Origin of the sequence: Alcanivorax nanhaiticus (assembly GCF_000756665.1) — a bacterium.
GTDB classification, from domain to species: domain Bacteria; phylum Pseudomonadota; class Gammaproteobacteria; order Pseudomonadales; family Alcanivoracaceae; genus Alcanivorax; species Alcanivorax nanhaiticus.
On record NZ_ARXV01000005.1, the window covers coordinates 246,123 to 263,952 of the forward strand.

Annotated in this window: 18 protein-coding genes; 8 read left to right on the forward strand and 10 right to left on the reverse strand. The window is 56.7% G+C overall.

Translation table 11 applies throughout. The annotated features are described in order from the left end of the window. Nucleotides 1-258: 258 nt before the first annotated feature. On the reverse strand, nucleotides 259-663 hold the full coding sequence (locus Y5S_RS08525) for an acyl-CoA thioesterase (protein ID WP_035232180.1): 405 nt from the start codon (nucleotides 661-663) through the stop codon (nucleotides 259-261). A 185-nt stretch (nucleotides 664-848) separates the two neighbouring features. On the opposite strand from Y5S_RS08525, the gene Y5S_RS08530 reads away from it, so the two are divergent. Beyond that, a complete protein-coding gene (locus Y5S_RS08530) occupies nucleotides 849-2,438 on the forward strand; it encodes an ABC-F family ATPase (protein ID WP_035232183.1) in 1,590 nt (529 codons plus the stop codon). 71 nt (nucleotides 2,439-2,509) lie between these two features. Continuing rightward, nucleotides 2,510-2,818 (forward strand): DUF1244 domain-containing protein, encoded by a 309-nt coding sequence (locus tag Y5S_RS08535; RefSeq protein ID WP_035232185.1) that lies wholly within the window; start codon nucleotides 2,510-2,512, stop codon nucleotides 2,816-2,818. Between the two features lie 208 nt (nucleotides 2,819-3,026). Here Y5S_RS08535 and Y5S_RS08540 read toward each other — a convergent pair whose 3' ends face one another. The 4 genes from Y5S_RS08540 to Y5S_RS08555 all read right to left on the reverse strand — a co-directional run bounded on the left by Y5S_RS08540 (nucleotide 3,027) and on the right by Y5S_RS08555 (nucleotide 8,555). After that, nucleotides 3,027-4,910 carry a choice-of-anchor I family protein gene (locus tag Y5S_RS08540; protein WP_035232187.1) on the reverse strand — a complete coding sequence of 628 codons (1,884 nt, stop codon included), beginning with the start codon at nucleotides 4,908-4,910 and terminating at the stop codon, nucleotides 3,027-3,029. Nucleotides 4,911-5,134: 224 nt separating this feature from the next. After that, nucleotides 5,135-6,700 (reverse strand): flavin-containing monooxygenase, encoded by a 1,566-nt coding sequence (locus tag Y5S_RS08545; protein WP_052041476.1) that lies wholly within the window; start codon nucleotides 6,698-6,700, stop codon nucleotides 5,135-5,137. Between the two features lie 66 nt (nucleotides 6,701-6,766). Continuing rightward, on the reverse strand, nucleotides 6,767-7,699 hold the full coding sequence (locus Y5S_RS08550; protein WP_035232189.1) for a ferritin family protein: 933 nt from the start codon (nucleotides 7,697-7,699) through the stop codon (nucleotides 6,767-6,769). 22 nt (nucleotides 7,700-7,721) lie between these two features. Beyond that, nucleotides 7,722-8,555 (reverse strand): SDR family NAD(P)-dependent oxidoreductase, encoded by an 834-nt coding sequence (locus Y5S_RS08555; RefSeq protein ID WP_035232190.1) that lies wholly within the window; start codon nucleotides 8,553-8,555, stop codon nucleotides 7,722-7,724. Between the two features lie 113 nt (nucleotides 8,556-8,668). On the opposite strand from Y5S_RS08555, the gene Y5S_RS08560 reads away from it, so the two are divergent. Both Y5S_RS08560 and Y5S_RS08565 read left to right on the forward strand, forming a co-directional pair. Then, nucleotides 8,669-9,280, forward strand: a complete 612-nt coding sequence (locus tag Y5S_RS08560) for a TetR/AcrR family transcriptional regulator (protein ID WP_035232192.1) — start codon at nucleotides 8,669-8,671, stop codon at nucleotides 9,278-9,280. A gap of 31 nt (nucleotides 9,281-9,311) precedes the next feature. Next, nucleotides 9,312-9,806: a DUF4282 domain-containing protein gene (locus Y5S_RS08565; RefSeq protein ID WP_035232194.1), complete on the forward strand. Its 495-nt coding sequence runs from the start codon at nucleotides 9,312-9,314 to the stop codon at nucleotides 9,804-9,806. Here the strand turns inward: Y5S_RS08565 and Y5S_RS08570 are convergent. Beyond that, the gene (locus tag Y5S_RS08570; protein ID WP_156107662.1) at nucleotides 9,775-10,314 is read right to left on the reverse strand and encodes a hypothetical protein; all 540 of its coding nucleotides are present in this window, start codon (nucleotides 10,312-10,314) and stop codon (nucleotides 9,775-9,777) included. The two genes, Y5S_RS08565 and Y5S_RS08570, sit on opposite strands and share 32 nt — an antisense overlap. A gap of 94 nt (nucleotides 10,315-10,408) precedes the next feature. Further along, nucleotides 10,409-11,908: a flavin-containing monooxygenase gene (locus Y5S_RS08575; protein WP_035232197.1), complete on the reverse strand. Its 1,500-nt coding sequence runs from the start codon at nucleotides 11,906-11,908 to the stop codon at nucleotides 10,409-10,411. Nucleotides 11,909-12,447: 539 nt separating this feature from the next. Between Y5S_RS08575 and Y5S_RS08580 the strand changes: the two genes are divergently transcribed. Continuing rightward, a complete protein-coding gene (locus Y5S_RS08580) occupies nucleotides 12,448-12,690 on the forward strand; it encodes a hypothetical protein (RefSeq protein ID WP_035232199.1) in 243 nt (80 codons plus the stop codon). Nucleotides 12,691-12,740: 50 nt separating this feature from the next. On the opposite strand, the gene Y5S_RS08585 is transcribed toward Y5S_RS08580, so the two are convergent. The 3 genes from Y5S_RS08585 to nudE all read right to left on the reverse strand — a co-directional run bounded on the left by Y5S_RS08585 (nucleotide 12,741) and on the right by nudE (nucleotide 15,581). Beyond that, on the reverse strand, nucleotides 12,741-13,625 hold the full coding sequence (locus Y5S_RS08585) for an alpha/beta hydrolase (protein WP_035232201.1): 885 nt from the start codon (nucleotides 13,623-13,625) through the stop codon (nucleotides 12,741-12,743). 119 nt (nucleotides 13,626-13,744) lie between these two features. Continuing rightward, a complete protein-coding gene (gene cysQ / locus Y5S_RS08590) occupies nucleotides 13,745-14,560 on the reverse strand; it encodes a 3'(2'),5'-bisphosphate nucleotidase CysQ (protein ID WP_035232205.1) in 816 nt (271 codons plus the stop codon). Nucleotides 14,561-15,035: 475 nt separating this feature from the next. Next, nucleotides 15,036-15,581: an ADP compounds hydrolase NudE gene (gene nudE / locus Y5S_RS08595; protein WP_035232207.1), complete on the reverse strand. Its 546-nt coding sequence runs from the start codon at nucleotides 15,579-15,581 to the stop codon at nucleotides 15,036-15,038. A 64-nt stretch (nucleotides 15,582-15,645) separates the two neighbouring features. Between nudE and yrfG the strand changes: the two genes are divergently transcribed. The 3 genes from yrfG to hslO are packed head-to-tail and all read left to right on the forward strand — an operon-like array spanning nucleotide 15,646 to nucleotide 17,612. Further along, the gene (yrfG, locus tag Y5S_RS08600; protein WP_035232209.1) at nucleotides 15,646-16,299 is read left to right on the forward strand and encodes a GMP/IMP nucleotidase; all 654 of its coding nucleotides are present in this window, start codon (nucleotides 15,646-15,648) and stop codon (nucleotides 16,297-16,299) included. A 30-nt stretch (nucleotides 16,300-16,329) separates the two neighbouring features. Beyond that, on the forward strand, nucleotides 16,330-16,716 hold the full coding sequence (locus Y5S_RS08605; protein WP_035232212.1) for an RNA-binding S4 domain-containing protein: 387 nt from the start codon (nucleotides 16,330-16,332) through the stop codon (nucleotides 16,714-16,716). Nucleotides 16,717-16,757: 41 nt separating this feature from the next. Then, nucleotides 16,758-17,612 (forward strand): Hsp33 family molecular chaperone HslO, encoded by an 855-nt coding sequence (hslO, locus tag Y5S_RS08610; RefSeq protein WP_035232213.1) that lies wholly within the window; start codon nucleotides 16,758-16,760, stop codon nucleotides 17,610-17,612. The last annotated feature ends 218 nt before the right edge of the window (nucleotides 17,613-17,830 follow it).

The window sequence follows — 17,830 nt, forward strand, 5'->3', positions numbered from 1 at the left end:
GGAAGTCTGACGACTGACGACTGACGACTGACGCCAAATTCAAAATCTGATATTTCCAGGGCATCGCCACACCCCCTCTGTGGGAGCGGTGGTTCCACCGCGATCCCGACAGGGCGCTACGCGCCATCGTGGTCGCACCCACAGGGCATAGCAAACGCCCACTCCCACAAAGACAGGGCAATAGCCTTGCCTCTGCAGCCTCACCCCCAGGGCTTTTGACTTTCCTCGCAGCTCGTAGCTCAAAGCTGGCAGCTGCTTTTACTCCGGCAACTCGCCAAGATTGCGCTCCAACTCAGCCCGGAAGCGCTCGGGAATTGGCGAGGAGGCTTGTTTGTCGTGCTCGAAATACACTTGCACCGCCTTGCCTCGGGCCACCAGTTTGCCGTTCTGCCAGGCTTGCTGGGCCACAACGAAAGAGCTGTTGCCAATACGCTCGATCCCGGTACGAATCAGCACATCGCTGCCGTAGTAAATCTGCCCGACAAAATCCACTTCCACCCGCGCCAGGATCAGCGGTAGCTCAGCCGGATTCTGCTGACCAGCCGCAAACAGCTGAAACAGGGGGCTGCGCCCGGTTTCGAACCAGCCCGTCACCACGGTGTTGTTCACATGCCCAAAGGCATCGGTTTCATAGAAGCGAGGAGTGACAGTCAGCTCATACATGGCAGCAATCCGGACAGGTAGACAGAATCGCCATGATACTCACGGTTGCGCGCAAGTCGACCTCTCGACCTGAACCGCCCGGCGGGACTGCGTTTTGCGACACGAACCGGTACAATGCCGCCACTTTTTCCATGCTCGCTGCGGCACCCAGCTTGCCGCACCGCTTTTCGCTACAGGACACTCCCTTGATCTCTACCGCCAACATCACCATGCAGTTCGGTGCCAAGCCGCTGTTTGAAAACGTTTCTGTCAAATTCGGCAACGGCAACCGCTACGGCCTCATTGGGGCTAACGGCTGCGGCAAGTCCACCTTCATGAAGATTCTCGGTGGCGAGCTGCAACCCAGCAGCGGGCAGGTGATGATTACCCCCAACGAACGGCTCGGTAAACTGCGCCAGGACCAGTTCGCCTTCGAAGAGCACACCGTGCTCGATACCGTGATCATGGGTCATGCCGAACTCGCCGAGGTTAAGGCCGAGCGCGATCGCATCTATGGCCTGGCGGAAATGAGCGAAGAAGATGGCATGCGGGTGGCCGAACTGGAAATGCAGTTCGCCGAAATGGACGGCTATACCGCCGAAGCCCGCGCCGGTGACCTGCTGCTGGGCCTGGGCATCCCCGAGGAGCAACATAATGGCCCCATGTCCGAGGTTGCGCCGGGATGGAAGCTGCGAGTACTGCTGGCACAGGCCCTGTTTTCCGATCCGGATATCCTGCTGCTGGACGAGCCCACTAACCATCTGGATATCCACACCATCCGCTGGCTGGAAAATATTCTTGTGGCGCGCTCCAGCACCATGATCATCATTTCCCATGACCGTCACTTCCTGAATAGTGTCTGCACCCACATGGCGGATCTGGATTATGGCGAGCTGCGCCTGTTCCCAGGTAACTACGATGAGTACATGACCGCCGCCACCGCGGCACGGGAACGTCTCTACGCCGACAACGCCAAGAAGAAGAAAGAGATCGCCGAACTGCAAAGCTTTGTCAGCCGCTTCTCGGCCAACGCCTCCAAGGCCAAACAGGCCACCAGCCGTGCCAAGCAGATCGACAAGATCCAGCTGGAGGAAGTGAAACCTTCCAGCCGGGTTAGTCCTTATATCCGCTTTGAGCAAACCAAGAAACTGCACCGCCAGGCTGTAACGCTGGAAAGCCTGAGCAAAGGCTATGATGATCTCACCCTGTTCCAAAACCTGGACATGCAGATCGAGGCTGGCGAGCGAGTGGCGATCATCGGCCCCAACGGCATCGGCAAAACCACCCTGCTGCGCTGTCTGGCCGGTGATCTGCAAGCTGACAACGGTAACGTGAAGTGGGCGGAAGCGGCAGAGCTCGGCTACTTTGCCCAGGATCACAGTCATGATTTCGAAGAAGACCTGATCCTGTTCGACTGGATGGCCCAGTGGACTGCTGATGGTGAGCAGGTTGTCCGTGCCGCCCTCGGTCGTATGCTGTTCTCCAACGATGAAGTGAAGAAATCCGTGAAGGTGATTTCCGGTGGCGAACAGGGACGCATGCTGTTCGGCAAGCTGACGCTGACCAAGCCCAATGTGCTGTTGCTGGACGAACCCACCAACCACCTGGACATGGAATCTATCGAGTCACTCAACCTGGCACTGGAAAACTATCCGGGCACCCTGATCTTCGTCAGCCACGACCGCGAATTCGTCAGCTCCCTGGCCACCCGGATTCTGGAGATCACCCCGGACGGGATTCGTGACTTCAGCGGCAGCTATGATGACTATCTGCGCAGCATTGACGTAGACGGCTGACGATCGGATTAATCCAGCTGTAGGAGCTACAAGATCGCAAGGCAGTAAACGTCCGCGAAAAGGAGACCCCCATGACCGACATCGACAAGGCAACACGAACCGAATTGGAAGCGGCCGCCTTTCGCCGTTTGCTGCAGCATCTGGATGAAAACAAGGACGTGCAGAACATCGACCTGATGATCCTCGCGGATTTCTGTCGTAACTGTCTGTCGAAGTGGTTGTCCGCTGCGGCCAGTGAGCAGAATGTAGAGCTGGATTACGAGCAAGCTCGTGAGTGGGTATATGGCATGCCTTACAGCGAGTGGAAGGACAAGTTTCAGCCGCCGGCCACACCGGAGCAGATGGCTGCGTTTGAAGCGAAGCAGAAAGCCAAGTCGTGATGAAAGAAAGAATGGTCGGACGTCTGACGCTAAAGACTGAAAACCAGGTCACAAGCATCGCAGTGGAACCACAGCTCCCACAGCAATGATGTCCTGGGTGATTTGGGTTGCTCGGACGTCAGATTTCTGACCTCCGGGCAACCCACCTTCCCCGCCAATCCGCCACCGAGCAGAAGCATTCCCACTGCGTCGGCGCGGATTCACAGTCTTACTCTTTTGAGATCTGCACTTCATACACGGCGGTAGAACCACTCACTTCATGGCCCACGACCAGCAGCGGCTCACCAGTGGGTGAATCTTCACCGCTGATGAAGACCAGCCCCTCCGGCCCCAGATCACCGTAGCCATCCAGGTTGCCGGCTTCCGGGTCCACATCCCAGGTGTTTCGGCTATTCAGGTAATCCTCGAACTCCGGCTCGCGGGGATCAGTAATGTTGTAAACCAGGATCCCACCCATGCGCTCCAGCCCCAGGAACAGGAAGGTATCGCCCTGAATGCGGCCAATGGTCAGCCCCTCCGGCTCCGGCCCTTTCGCATCGCTGCGGCTATCCATGGCATCGCCTTCATCGTGGCCGCTGTTGAAGTAATCGGCACACGGAATAGCACGGTCAGTGCCCAGCTTGCAGTCATCGCTGGCGAGGAACTGTTCAATGGCATCACCACTGTCGAAAATCTGATTGCCATCTTCATCCCAGATGGAGAAAGAACGACCACCATAGCTGTAGAGCTTGTCGTACATGATGTGGGTTCCCGCGGCATCTTCCACACCCGCATCGGTGTACATCACCGGGTCACCATTACCACCGGTCTTGTAACCTACGGTCCAGGTGATGTTCAAACGACCGAGCACATCATCTTCACGACAATCGCCGGGGTCGCCGGCAACCGCCCCGCAATAACCGAAAACGGTCGGGTCGAGTAAAGCACCTTCGCCCAGTGCCGCCAGTTGTGGCGGCAGATCATCGCCACAACGACGGTCGAAGCCGCTGGCATGCACAAGATGCTTCACGCGGAATTCTTCGACGAAACCCTGACTGGCATCAGGCTCACACAGCACCGGCGGATCCACTTCATCATCCGCTTCTTCGCCCCAGTACAAATCGTTGTCTTCACCCCAGGCACGGGCATCACCCTCATTGGCGGTGACCAGCAAGGTTTTACCAGCCAGCTGATAGGCATGAATCGCATCTGGCTGATACTGACCGACCACACCGGGCCAGGTTCTGATGTTGATGACCTCATCGTCATCGCTGGCATCGATACCAAAGCCTTCCACGCTGCGATCAATTTCACCCAGCGGCAGGATGTCGGTGACCGTGGCGGACGCCACATCCACTTTGGCCAGGGCATTGTTTTCCTGCAGGGTCACCCACGCGGTCTTGCTGTTGGCAGATACCGCTATGTATTCCGGCTCCAGATCCTGGGCCACGCTGGCATTGGGGCCGTAGATGCGAACACCGGATGCCTTGAGACTATCCGCCTGCGCATTAAAAGCAGCGAAATCGGCCGTGGCCACACTCAAATTTTCCAGATCGCGAATATCCACCAGGCTAATGGAGCCTTCCGGATCGACGCTGTAGTCATCGCTGGGCTCGCCTTCGTTGGCAGTCATCACCGTTTCGCCATTGGGCGTAAAGGTAATCATGTCCGGCTGGGCTCCCACCTGGATGCTGTTGACCAGGCTCAGGTCAGCCGCCTGATACAGGGCCACATAACCATTGTCCGTTTTGGGGTCAGCTTCCACCGCGATGGCAACCAGACCATTCTGCACCGCCACGCTGTTCACCTCGGCACCGGCTGCGATGGCGGACACATTGATGCTGCCGATTTTCACCGGCACGGCGGGGTCACTCATATCCAGTACGTCAAGCTCACCAGCTTCGGCATTCACCACGAACAGACGCTGGCTGGCCGCATCATAGGCGGGAATCTCCGCGGCGGACTCATCCAGAATGCCGGTCTTGTAGCTACCCAACCAGTTCAGCTTGACGCTGAAATTAGCATTGGCATTTTCTTCTTTCTTGTCGCCTCCACAGGCGCTCAAGGCAGCTGCCATCGCCAGGCAGCCTCCCAGCATCACGATACGTCGCATGGTTATCCCCAATCAGTTTCTGTTCATTCGGTCCGGTACGGGCGCGCGACAGTATGGGCAGGGCATTGTGTCGTCAGGGCGACGAAAATTTGACGATTTAGTGGCAGAAGGGAGCCCAGTGGGCTTGCGTGAGGCGCAAAACAGGTAGCCGCCGCAGGGCGAAATAAAAAAACGCGGGCCTTTTCAGGCCCGCGTTCACCGGACAAAACCAAGCCTGATTCACATCAGGCGGTTTCGTAATCGTCCTCTTTGAAGTCAGCCATCTGCGCCGCGTACTGGGTAGCAAAGCCTGGGTACATGGTGGCGTTGAAGCCGTCTTCGGTGAGGTACCAGCTCTTACAGCCGGAATTCCAGTTGGTCTTGGCGAGTCGCTTTTGAATGCCTTTGTTAAAACGCTGCTGAGCGTCTTCTCTCACATCCAGCACTTTCAGGTCTTCTCCAACAATCTTGCGGATGCCTTTCAGCGCGTATTCCAGCTGCGACTCCATATAGACAAGGGCGGAGTTGTGACCCGGGCCGGAGTTGGGTCCGAAGGTCAGGAACAGGTTCGGGTAACCTGCCACATTGATGCTCTTGTATGCCTGAGCTCCACGTTTCCAGTCATCCCCCATGACACGGCCGTCACGGCCCACCACCGGGAATGGTGTACCGGAATGACTCACATCAAAGCCGGTGGCAAACACGATGCAATCCACCTGATGTTCGATCCCTTCCACTGTGCGAATGCCTTTCTCACTGATGCGGGCGATGGGCCAGGTAATCAGCTTGGCATTGTCTTTCTGCAAGGCCGGATAGTAGTCGTTGGACACCAGCACCCGCTTGCAGCCAATGGTGAAATCCGGGGTGAGCTGACGACGCAGCCAGCGGTCTTTCACCTGACGGCGCAGATGCCACTTGCCAATGCGCTCGGCAATTCGCGTCAGCGGCGAATTCCAGATCACGGCCAGCGCCATGCTTTCATGGCTCCAATACAGCAGCTCACGCATGGCCTGTTGGCTGGCTGGCAGTTTGCGGAACAACAGCTTGTTCCATTCCGGGGTGGAAAAATCCGGGCGCGGCATCACCCAACCCGGTGTCCGCTGGAAGACCTTGACGTGTTTGGCCACTTTGACCAGCTCGGGAATGATCTGGATCCCGCTGGCACCGGTGCCGACCACCGCCACATTCTTGCCAGCAAAATCGTAATCATGATCCCAGCGGGCACTGTGAATTTTTTTCCCTTTGAAATCCTCAATGCCGGTAATCGCAGGAAAGCTGCAATTGGCCAGCGGTCCCTGAGCCATCACCGCTGCACGGCCAGTGAAGATGACGTCTTTGTCTGTGGTCGCAGTCCAGATTCCCTGTTTCTCATCAAAGCGCAGCTCGGCTACGTTCTGTTCGAAGCGGATATGCTTTTCCAAACCAAACTCAGCGACCAGGTGGTGCACGTAGTCGAGAATTTCTTCACTGCCGGAGAAGCTGCGTGACCAGTTTGGGTTCGGCGCAAAGGAGTAGGAATACAGGTTAGACGGAATATCGCAGGCAGCCCCAGGGTACTGGTTGTCACGCCAGGTGCCTCCCACCGCATTACCGCGCTCCAGAATAATAAAATCTTCAATGCCCGCCTGTTTGAGGCGAATAGCCATACCCAAGCCGGCAAAGCCAGCGCCGACAATCAGGGCCGACACGGTTTTTTCAGCAGCCTTCTTGCTCGTCGGAGCCTTGCGCGCGGAGGTCTTGCGTGCGGCTGCCGCCTTCTTGCGTGGCGCCTTGGGTTTCGCGGGCTTTTTGGAATTTTCGGTCGTACTCATAGCGTTCAAACTCGTAATACAGGATCGTGTCGCCCGGCGCAGGCCGGGCGGCATGCGGACAACGGATTAACGTGTCGTTGTGGGTTCGTAGGTCAGCTCTTTCACCCAGGACGGTACCGCAGGCAAGGCATTGCGCGGCACCATACCGGTGATTTTCACCAGCGCATCCACCGGCACGTGGTACATCTTGTTGCTGCGATTGGTCACCCAGCGACCGTGCTGCTTGATCAACTGGAACCAGGGGTTACGGCGGCCTTCTTCGGTTCGCCCACCAATGCGTTCAAACTTCTGCATGGCCTTGTAGAGTTTTTCTTCCGGCAGCCCCATGGCAATCACGTTGTCGCGCATCTTGTTGAGCAAAGGCATATAAGAGGCGATACCCAGAATCAGACGAGGATCCATCACTCGCGCCATCATCTGCACCATCTTGATATACGACGCGCTACGGCCCTGCATTTCCATCACGGTGAAGCCCACGCCCAGATGGCGGGACTCATCGTCGTTGATCTTTTCAAATGCCTGATGGCAAACCGGGTCTTTCACGGTCTCGAGCAGGAAGGTACACAGGGCACCGTCCAGGGCGATCTCCAGCATGGGCACCACGGTACCCAGCACGTACACGGGCATCTCATCAGCAAAGCGATCCAGCCACTCGATGATGATGCGCAGGTTAACGTTGGGCTCTGGAATCTCATCACCTTCCAGCATGCCCCAGCGACGCATCAACGCCATCTCCGCATTGGCATGGCGTTGTTCCTCCGCGTGAAAATAGGAATAGATTTCACGCAGCGTGTCGGTAGGCGCTTTCTTGGCCAGCGCCGCGAAAGCGCGGGCACCTACATGCTCGATCCACATCAGGTCGGCCATGAATTCCTTCAGCTTGGGCCACTGCTCTTCCGTGATCAGTTCCGCACCGGGTGCATCCCAGTCAATATCCGACAGGGCCCACTGGGTGCCTTTGATTTTTTCCAGCATTTTGTCCAGATCGATGGAAGCCATGCGTATGTCTCCGGGTGGTTTTTTATAGTTTCGCAGCGGCCAGGCGACTGAGCAGCCCGGCACCACGGGTATAAGTGGCTGGCAGGAAACGCTTGGCCCGCCAGATCATGCGCGCATCAAATTGCGGCAGCACATGCAGCTGGCCGCGATCGAGCGCATTGAGGGTCGTTTTTGCCACACCATCGGCTGACACTCCGGTCAACTCGATGAGGCGGTTCAAGACCGGAGGGATCCCGCCATGGATCCGCCCGGACGTGAAAATATTGGTGTTGACCACTGTGGGGCACAGCACGGTGACATTGACCCCCGTACCCGCCGTTTCTGCAGCCAGGGTCTCTGACAGCGCCAGCACCCCCGCCTTGGTCACGTTGTAAGGCCCCATCAGCGGGGCAGCCGCAAAACTGGCGGAGGAGGCCACATTAATAATGCCGCCACGGCCCAGCTTCTTGAGCCGAGGAGCAAACACATGACAGCCGTGGATCACTCCCCACAGGTTGATGCCCATGGTCCATTCCCAATCTTCCAGGGAAATGTCGCCGATATTCTTGCCGCCTACGCCCACACCGGCATTGTTGATCACCAGATTCACCGGTTCAGAGAGCAAGGCATCTGCCTGCTCGGCCAGCGCCTCCATATCCGAACGGACGCTCACATCACACTTCAACGCCCAGGCACGGCCACCCGCAGCCTTGATGCTGTCGGTGGTTTCTTGCGCACTTTCCAGGTCAATATCCGAACACAGCACTTCGCCACCGCGCCGCGCCAGCTCCACCGCAAAAGCCCGGCCAATGCCACTGCCCGCGCCGGTAACCACCGCAAACGCTCGTGTTGTCAGCTTTTTGTTATTACCGAACATCCGTTCGCGCTCCTGAAATTGCCGGCGCCCCTTGCACATGCCGGCAAATTAATGTCACATTGCATGATGTAACAATAGAGCGAATGCTCGTTCGGATTCAATTCGGATATCACATGGCCAGAAAACCCAAACAACAACGCTCAAAAGCCACCGTAGACGCGATCATCCAGGCCACCATGATGGCCATAGCCGAGCATGGCCCTGCCGCCCTGACGGCACGGCAAATTGCTGAAATTGCAGGGATCGGGGTGGGATCGCTCTACGAATACTTCGAGGACAAGGACGCGATTATCCACGCTGCCAGCATCCGTTTTGTGGAAGATACCGTAGGCATGATCAAGCCACTGGTCCCCGAACTGGTACAGCGGGATATCCGTGACGCCATCAAGATGCTGCTGTTCAGATTTCGCGAGTTTCTCGAGGAGAACAACCAGCTTTACCTCAAGTGCGCACGTCATGCTTTTTCCATGGACATGGTCATCTACCAGGAGCCCATCAACCGGGCGCTGATGGACTTCTTTACCCAGTACCTGATGCACCATCCGGAGCTACTCAAGCTACCCAACATCCCCACCGTGGCCTATTTCTATATCAATGGCGGCGTCTTCACCGTAGTACGCCACCTGTGTGAGGATGAGCCGATGCAAAGCTTCGAGGAATTGGCGGAGGTGTTCGGGGATGTACTGGCCAGCTACACGGAGCATAACCTGGCCACAGTAAAATAATTCGCGCCGGCGAAGATCAGGGAGAGCCACAATGAAAACGCCCAACCCCGCGTCACCGGAACCCACTCCCTCAAAGGGGCGTATTCCGAATCTGGCCGACTGGCGTTTCAACCGCTATCTGACCATGCAGTTGATGCCCCTGTTCTACCTTCTGCTGATTCTGGGGGCACTGGTCGTCGTGGTAGGCATCGTGGGGATTTGCTTCTGGTTCTCCATGCTCGCCGGGGCTATCGCAGCCGTGATTGCCCCACTGGCTTTTCTGGTGATTGTGGCGGTGATTCGCGCGGCCCTGGAATACATGATCATGGCCCACCGGATCATGCGCATCATTGAACGCATGGATGCGCTACCCGATCAGGTCGCCGATCTTTCGGTACGCGTGGACGGCATCACCGACCATGTGGATCTACTCAACGACCATGTACACGACATCCATGAAACCCTGATGCATGTGCAGCCATTGCTTCGTTCGGCCGGATTACCCAGCCGCCTGCTTAATGCCCTGCGCCCTCCCGGGAAGCGTTGAGGCGAGCCATCGCTCTCCCTGTCAGTTGCACCAAAACCCCCAGGATCAACACTGCCAGCACCGTGAATTTAAGCGCTGCTGCACTGCTCGCCACCTGGCCCCACAATGCCCACTGCGCTCCTCGCACCAACTGAATCAGGGCAAAGTTTTCCACTGCATCACTGAAGGCAGTAATCAACGCGAGCCCCACCAGCACCTTGAATCGCAGAGGACTGCGCCGCGCCATCGGCATGGCCCACAGCCAGGCAGTCACCAACAACGCTGGATACTGCAGCAAGAACAGATAATCCAAGCCCTGCAGCAGCATCAGTGTCTCACGCTGCGCGGCATTCCAGCTGGCCAGCATGGCAGCACATTGTCCCTGCCAACCACAGAACTCGAAATCCACGATACCACCTGCTACCAGCGGGTTTTTCAGCTCGGCATCCAGTATGGCCAGCACCAGGATCATTGGCACAATCAATACGCACTGTATCCAGAACCAGCGAGGCAATCCCCTTGCAAACATCTCTACGCTCCTTGCGTTTTCAACAAGCAATAAAAAACCGGGCCTTACGGTACCCGGTTTTTTATTGGTCGGCTTGTGCGTTTCAGGGACGCAATCAGGCTCCCAACAGTGACGCCACCAGACCTTTCTTTTTGACAGGCTGGAAATCACTGAACTCCAGCACATCATCTTCCACACTGCCGTAACGCAGGCGGGGCAGATCGTAGAAGTAATTCTGCACTACCTGCCATGGCGCGCGGGTGCCCTGACGGGGCAGCTCGTTGTTGGCACGCTGAATGTAGCCTGACTGCATCCCCAGGAAGTTACCCTCATCCTGACAGCCTTCATGGTCACGGGGAGTGACAACCTGAGCACCGGATTTTTCCATCTGGTTCAGCACACGACAGACATATTCACAAACCAGGTCTGCTTTCAGGGTCCAGGAGGAGTTGGTGTAACCGAAGATCATAGCCATATTGGGCACATCTTTCAGCATCGCTCCCTTGTACACCATGGTCTCACTTGGCTGCACAGGCTTGCCATCAACCGTACCCTGAATACCACCCAGCATCTGAATGTTCAGACCGGTAGCCGTAATGATGATATCCGCTTCCAGCTCCTTGCCGGACTTCAGCAGAATACCGTTTTCGGTGAAACGCTCGATGTGATCGGTAACCACCTCGGACTCACCCTTGCGCAGGCTCTTGAACAAATCACCATTCGGCACCGCACACAGACGCTCATCCCACGGATTGTAGCTGGGACGGAAATGGGTCATATCGTAATCTTCGCCCAGCTGACGACGCGCGGCGGCCAACAAGGCACGGCGCACCAGTTTTGGACGCTGCTTGGCCAGCTTGAAGACCATGCGCTGAAGACCAATATTGCGGGCGCGAGCCAGACGGTAAACCGCCATCTCCGGCAGGAAGCGACGCAACCCGGCAGAAATCGGATCCATTTCCGGAACGGTTGCTACATAGGTAGGCGAGCGCTGCAGCATAGTGACTTTAGCGCCTTTCGCCGCCATGGCAGGAACCAGGGTTACGGCGGTGGCGCCGGAACCAATCACTACGACTTTCTTGCCTTGATACTGCAGGTCTTCCGGCCAATGCTGCGGGTGAATAATCTGACCCTTGAAGCTTTCCTCGTTGGGGAAGTCCGGACGGAAACCCTGATCGTAATTGTAGTAACCAGTACAGGAGAACAGGAAGTTGGCAGAGAAGGATTCCTTCTCGCCGGTTTTCTCATTGGTGGTTTCCACCGTCCAGCGCTTGTCGGCACTGGACCAGTTTGCCGTCATGACTTTGCGACCAAAACGGATATGGCGGGTAACCCCGTTTTCCTTGGCGGTTTCTTCCACGTACTCACGAATGGATGCGCCATCGGCCAGTACACGGGACTGGGTCCAGGGCTTGAAGCTGTAGCCAAGGGTAAACATGTCGGAATCAGAACGGATGCCCGGGTACTTAAACAGATCCCAGGTGCCACCGATGCGCTCGCGGCGCTCAAGAATGGCATAGGTATGGTTGGGGCATTTGCGATTCAGGTGAACCGCAGCGTCAATACCGGACAGACCGGCCCCAATGATCAGCACATCAAAATGGTTATTGGACATTATTCTCTACCTCCGACAGCACGCTGCCTGGTCTCAGCTGCAAACAATGACATTGGCCAATGGCACAATTAACTGAGTGAGAGAATAGCCGTACCGACGAGTATGTAAAAGCCCAGAATGGGCCGATTATTGGCCGCAGAGCCGGCAAAAACTGCCGCTACAGACCGGAAAACTGGCCCAGCCTGCGAAAACTCAGGCCTGCGAGCAGCGTTAAGCCGAAAATGCCAACGCTTCCGGCTGTCCGACAAGACCTGATAGCCCCCAGGATGTTCCCCCTGGCTCAACCAGCTTCGCCATCCATCAGCACTCTCAGGCACACAATGCGCAACCACGCATATGAAAACAGCCTTTATAGCCCACTATTTTCATACCCGTTCATGCACGTTCGAACCAAGTTCGCAGAAGTTTTGATTTTTTGTGATTCCGGCCACACTGGCGCCATCTGACATTATGCATACTGCTGTCGGCCTCTCGGGGGAGAGGCCGATAACCTCTGAGCAATACCCGCCAGATCAAGAATAATAAGGAAGGGGGAACACATGCAGGGCTTCAGCGACTTACTTTATACCGTGGGCGACCATCCCTGGCTGGGCATACCGTTTCTGTACGCGCTGGTCTTCGCCATGCTGTTGTGGACAGGCCGCATCCGCCATCCTGCAGCCATCAATATGATCGCCATTGGTCTGATCTTGCCCTGTATCAATCTCGGCATGATTGCCGCAGGCATCATGCTGTCTGCCGACAAGCTACAGTTCGCCATGCACGGCCTGATGCCCTTCTAGAAAGCAGAATCACCAACGGTGGTCGATCAACCGACCACCGCAAAGTCCGCTTAGGCCAAAGACTCCAGGAAGGCCAGCTGATCTGCCAGACTGATCTCGCGGGGCTCTCCCTGATACACATCAAAGTGCCCCACCGGATAGCGCTTGACCGTGGCATTGGCCATGGCCGCCGCTGCTTTTTCCGCCGCACTGGCCGGTGCCACAGAATCCGTTTCACAGATCAGGATCAGAGCCGGACACGTGACCTTGCCGGCCACGGCCACCGGCCGGAACAGCGGCAACACCAAGGCAATACGGGCAGCTACCTCGTTGGGTACATGTGCCGGCATCAATGCGGTATAGCCATCCCAGGCATCCGCACTGGACATGGCCGCCAATTCACCGGGATGCCCGGCCGAGGGCAGCGTTTTGGCCCCCATACCCAGCGCACTGCTGGCCAGGTCCAGCAATCCCAGGCCGGACATTTTCAATGCCTGGCCGATACCCGCGTAACGTACCACCTCCAGCACTGACGCCAGACCATCCATCATGGGGCACTGGGAAATCACTCCAGCCACCTTTTCCCGGCCAGCGACTACCGTGACCAGACCACCGGAAAACGAGGTTCCCCAGAGAACAATCTTGTTGTTATCCACTTCAGGCTGTTTGCGCACACACGCCAACGCAGCCTGCCAGTCAGCGACCTCGCGGTTAGGCAACAACACCTGTCGCGGCACCCCTTCGCTTTCACCAAAATGACGATAGTCGAACAGGAACACCGCATAGCCCGCCGCCAGAAACGCATCCCGGAACGGGTCCAGCCCGCATTCCCTGGTGAGACCGAACCCGTGGGCCATGACCAACGTCAGGAAAGGCCCCTCGCCTTCCGGCAGGTAAAGATCACCACGGCAAGATTGGCCATCGCTGACAAATCGTAATTCGCGCATTTCACTCATGGGTTGCTCCATATTCAGGGCAGACAGAACGGTTAACCACAGAGGCCACAGAGTTCACCGAGAAAAGGAACACAACGCTTTTTCACTATGCGCTCAGTGATCTCTGTGGTGACAATGTCTTAACCGGCAATCGCCGGGGCGATAAAGCGCCATTCTTCTACGCTCTGGCCCAGCACCAAAAAGAACGGGTTAAGGATGTCTTCCTTGTTGTACTGCAGCGGCTCGAACGCGGTGTTGGTCACCACGCCACCCGCAGCGGTAACAACGGCATGGGCCGCCGCAGTATCCCACTCACTGGTAGGCGCCAGACGCGGATAGATGTCGGCACTCCCTTCTGCTACCAGGCACAATTTCAGGGAAGACCCCATGGACGCCCGCTCTACCTCACCAATCTCTTCGCGGATAAATGCTTCCAGCTTTTCCACTGCCTCACCACCATGGCTACGACTGGCCACCATCACCACCGGAGTGGTGCGCTCGCGACAGCGGATCGGCTGACGCTCACCAGCCACTTCCTTGAACGCCCCAACACCTTCGCCACCCAGATAAGTCACACCCGTCACCGGCACATGCACTACACCCAGCACCGGGGTGTCGCCCTGAATCAAGGCAATGTTCACCGTAAACTCGCCGTTACGCTTGATAAATTCCTTGGTACCGTCCAACGGATCCACCAACCAGAACTGAGGCCAGTCCTTACGATCGGCATAGGCGATATCACCGGATTCCTCGGAGTACACCGGGATATCCGGGGTCAGCGCCTTTAGGCGGGCTTCAATAATGTCATGCGCTGCCTTGTCAGCTTCAGTGATCGGAGATTTGTCATCCTTGGTTTCCACCCCATGATCATCCCGCTCGTACACGTCCAGAATGGCCTTGCCCGCGTCACGGGCGATCTCGGCGAGAGGGTTGAGCAGGGTGTTGAAGTCGGTCATTTCTATCATTCCTGTGTTCGAATTTCCTCATGACCCCGACACGGCGCCATGACTATTCATTTTCGAGTTTCGAGTTTCGAGTTTCGAGTTTCGAGTTTCGAGTTTCGAGTTTCGAGTTTCGAGTTTCGAGTTTCGAGTTTCGAGTTTCGAGTTTCGAGTTTCGAGTTTCGAGTTTCGAGTTTCGAGTTTCGAGTTTCGAGTTTCGAGTTTCGAGTTTCGAGTTTCGAGTTTCGAGTTTCGAGTTTCGAGTTTCGAGTTTCGAGTTTCGAGTTTCGAGTTTCGAGTTTCGAGTTTCGAGTTTCGAGTTTCGAGTTTCGAGTTTCGAGTTTCGAGTTTCGAGTTTCGAAGAGCAAAACCCGGACCAACCAAACACGAAAGTTTTTCAATATTTTGATTTTCGCAACTCGTTACTCGGAACTCGTCACTAAATCGCTCGCAGACAAACTCCCACAGCTGACACCACCGCGGTTTGCCGCTATCTCTGCTCCAGCAACCGCTTCGTCATCAACAACGCCGCGATTACCCTGGCCTCTGTCACATCATCGCGCTCAATCAACTGATCAAGCTCAGACAGTTTCCAGGGCACCACCTCCAACGGCTCAGGCTCATCACCTGGCAGCGTCTCTTCATAGAGGTCTTCAGCCAATACCACCTTGATACGGTGCCCCATGTAGCCGGGCGACAAGGTCATGTCTTTCATCAGGGTCAGTTTGTGGGCTCCGTGACCGGCCTCTTCCTTTAATTCCCGGTTGGCCGCCTCGCGCCAGTCTTCACCGTGCTCGAAGGCCCCTTTGGGCAAGGTCAGCTCGTAACTTTCGGTGCCTGCTCCATACTCACGGATCAGCAACACGGTATCGTTATCCAGCAACGGCACCATCATCACCGCCGCAATCGGCGGGGTACGCAGACGCTCATAGGTGCGCTCCTCGCCATTGCGAAAACGCAAATGCAGCTCTTCGATACCGAACAAGCGACTTTTCGCCACCAGACGGGTGTCGAGAATTTCGGGCTTCTCATCCATAATGTGCCTGTATCAAGGGCTTTCTTCCGGAGAGCGAAGACTAACCTGAACGACCGGGAATTGCATGATTGACTGGCAGTCTGTGGACACCGTGTTACTGGATATGGACGGCACCCTGCTGGACCTGCACTTTGACAACTGGTTCTGGCAGCGCCATGTACCCGAAGCCTATGCCCGTCAGCTTGGCCTGACACAGGAAAAAGCCGACAGCATTATTCATGACTGGATTGCCAGCCATCAAGGCACCCTCAACTGGTATTGTCTGGATTTCTGGACTGCAGAGCTGGGGCTGGAAATTGCCCGCTTGAAACGCGAGGCCCGTGACCGCATATCGGTGCGACCCGGTGCAGAGACCTTCTTGCAGCGGTTACAGCACTCCGGGAAGCAAGTCATCATGGTGACCAATGCCCACCGCGATGCCCTTGATGTAAAGGTGGCACAGACGGGTATAGACCAGTATTTCCATGAACTGGTGTCCAGCCATGACTACGGCCACCCCAAGGAAGCCCAGGCATTCTGGCAGCATCTGCAGCGCCATCTGCCGTTTGACCCGGCCAGGGCACTGTTGGTAGACGACTCCCTGCCGGTACTGCATAGCGCCAAACTGTACGGTATCAGTCAGCCAGTCAGCATCCTGCACCCGGATTCCAGCCTGCCCAGACGGGAACACACCGACCCGTTCGTGGCCATTGATGATTTCGAGTCGGTGCTTCCCTGAGCTCAAGCTCAGCCGGACAACAGAGAGACAATGGACAGCGTACGCATTGATTCCTGGTTGTGGGCCGCACGCTTTTTCAAGACCCGCACCCTGGCCAAAACGGCTATCGAAGGTGGCAAGGTGCATGTGGATGGCAGCCGCACCAAGCCCAGCAAGGCAGTGCAGCCGGGACAAACGTTGACCATCACCAAGGGCACGGAACATTTCGAGGTCATTGTCCGTGATCTGAGCAGCAAACGCGGCCCCGCCAAGATCGCCCAGACGCTTTATGAGGAAACCCCCGAGAGCATTGCCAAGCGGGAAATGAGTAGCGAACAGCGCAAGCTGGCCCGAGCCGCTGAAGCCGCCCCGGACCATCGACCCAGCAAGAAAGAGCGCCGAGATATCCAGCGTTTCAAACGCGACAACGACATGTAGCCTCCCAGCCCACCGGCCGGGACACGATTCAGGACATCATCATGCAAGACCACAAGCAGCGCTTTCTTTTTCCCGACTCAGACATCCGTGGTGAGCTGGTACAGGTAGAAAGCAGCATCAGCCGCATTCTGGAAGGCCACAGCTATCCACTACCGGTCCAGGGGCTGATCGGGGAAGCCGTCGCCGCCGTCGCACTATTGGCCAGCACCCTGAAATTCAAGGGGCGTCTGGCACTCCAGGCCCAAGGCCACGGCCCGGTATCCCTGCTGCTCGCAGAGTGCACCAACGGGGGAGAGTTACGAGCTGTCGCCCGCCACAGTGATGGCCAGAACTGGAATGAAGGTGATATCCGCACCTTGATTGGCGATGGCAACATGGTGATCACCATCATTCCCGAGCAGGGCCAGCAGTATCAGGGCATTGTGCCTCTCGAAGGTGACTCGCTGGCACAATGTCTGGAAGCCTATTTCCAGCAGTCAGAGCAGCTTCCTACCCGCCTGTGGCTGACCAGCGGTAACAACCGCGCTGCCGGGCTCCTGCTGCAACGCTTGCCCAACCAACTGGCGGGCACCGATGCCAATACCCAGATGTGGGAGCATCTGGAAGCACTGGCTTCCACGCTGACCATGGAAGAACTCCTGAATCTGGACGACCAGACCATCCTGCACCGCCTGTTTCACGACACCCCACCGCAACTGCCAGACTCAGACCACCTGCAGTTCGGCTGCACCTGCTCCAGGGAACGCAATCGCAACGCCCTGATCTCTCTGGGAAGCAACGAATTGCAGATGCTGCTGGATGAAGACGGAGAGGTGACCCTGACCTGCGACTTTTGTCGAAACCAGGAGAAGTTCGACGCGGTGGACCTGGCGGAGATGATCAGGGAAATCAGTTAACAGTTAATAGTGAACAGTTAACAGCGGCGCGAACCCCCGTCTTGGGGTTCCCAACTTCCGGAGGCCGCGCCCCCCCTTGGGCGCGGCCTCCAGCATTTCAGGGCCTGACGGCCCAAACCGCGCACTATTCACTGTTAACCGTTAACTATTCACTGCCCCTGGCGCATGACTGCTCAGTCCGAAGGGGAATCGCCACTGTTTCAGATTTCTGGCATAAT

Coding starts and splice junctions, on each gene's coding strand:
- Y5S_RS08605 (WP_035232212.1), top strand. CDS start 16,330: ATGGACAGCGTACGCATTGATTCCTGGTTGTGGGCCGCACGCTTTTTC.
- Y5S_RS08585 (WP_035232201.1), bottom strand. CDS start 13,625: ATGAGTGAAATGCGCGAATTACGATTTGTCAGCGATGGCCAATCTTGC.
- Y5S_RS08550 (WP_035232189.1), bottom strand. CDS start 7,699: ATGGCTTCCATCGATCTGGACAAAATGCTGGAAAAAATCAAAGGCACC.
- Y5S_RS08535 (WP_035232185.1), top strand. CDS start 2,510: ATGACCGACATCGACAAGGCAACACGAACCGAATTGGAAGCGGCCGCC.
- cysQ (WP_035232205.1), bottom strand. CDS start 14,560: ATGACCGACTTCAACACCCTGCTCAACCCTCTCGCCGAGATCGCCCGT.
- Y5S_RS08580 (WP_035232199.1), top strand. CDS start 12,448: ATGCAGGGCTTCAGCGACTTACTTTATACCGTGGGCGACCATCCCTGG.
- hslO (WP_035232213.1), top strand. CDS start 16,758: ATGCAAGACCACAAGCAGCGCTTTCTTTTTCCCGACTCAGACATCCGT.
- Y5S_RS08540 (WP_035232187.1), bottom strand. CDS start 4,910: ATGCGACGTATCGTGATGCTGGGAGGCTGCCTGGCGATGGCAGCTGCC.
- Y5S_RS08570 (WP_156107662.1), bottom strand. CDS start 10,314: ATGTTTGCAAGGGGATTGCCTCGCTGGTTCTGGATACAGTGCGTATTG.
- yrfG (WP_035232209.1), top strand. CDS start 15,646: ATGATTGACTGGCAGTCTGTGGACACCGTGTTACTGGATATGGACGGC.
- Y5S_RS08565 (WP_035232194.1), top strand. CDS start 9,312: ATGAAAACGCCCAACCCCGCGTCACCGGAACCCACTCCCTCAAAGGGG.
- Y5S_RS08560 (WP_035232192.1), top strand. CDS start 8,669: ATGGCCAGAAAACCCAAACAACAACGCTCAAAAGCCACCGTAGACGCG.
- Y5S_RS08575 (WP_035232197.1), bottom strand. CDS start 11,908: ATGTCCAATAACCATTTTGATGTGCTGATCATTGGGGCCGGTCTGTCC.
- nudE (WP_035232207.1), bottom strand. CDS start 15,581: ATGGATGAGAAGCCCGAAATTCTCGACACCCGTCTGGTGGCGAAAAGT.
- Y5S_RS08545 (WP_052041476.1), bottom strand. CDS start 6,700: ATGAGTACGACCGAAAATTCCAAAAAGCCCGCGAAACCCAAGGCGCCA.
- Y5S_RS08555 (WP_035232190.1), bottom strand. CDS start 8,555: ATGTTCGGTAATAACAAAAAGCTGACAACACGAGCGTTTGCGGTGGTT.
- Y5S_RS08525 (WP_035232180.1), bottom strand. CDS start 663: ATGTATGAGCTGACTGTCACTCCTCGCTTCTATGAAACCGATGCCTTT.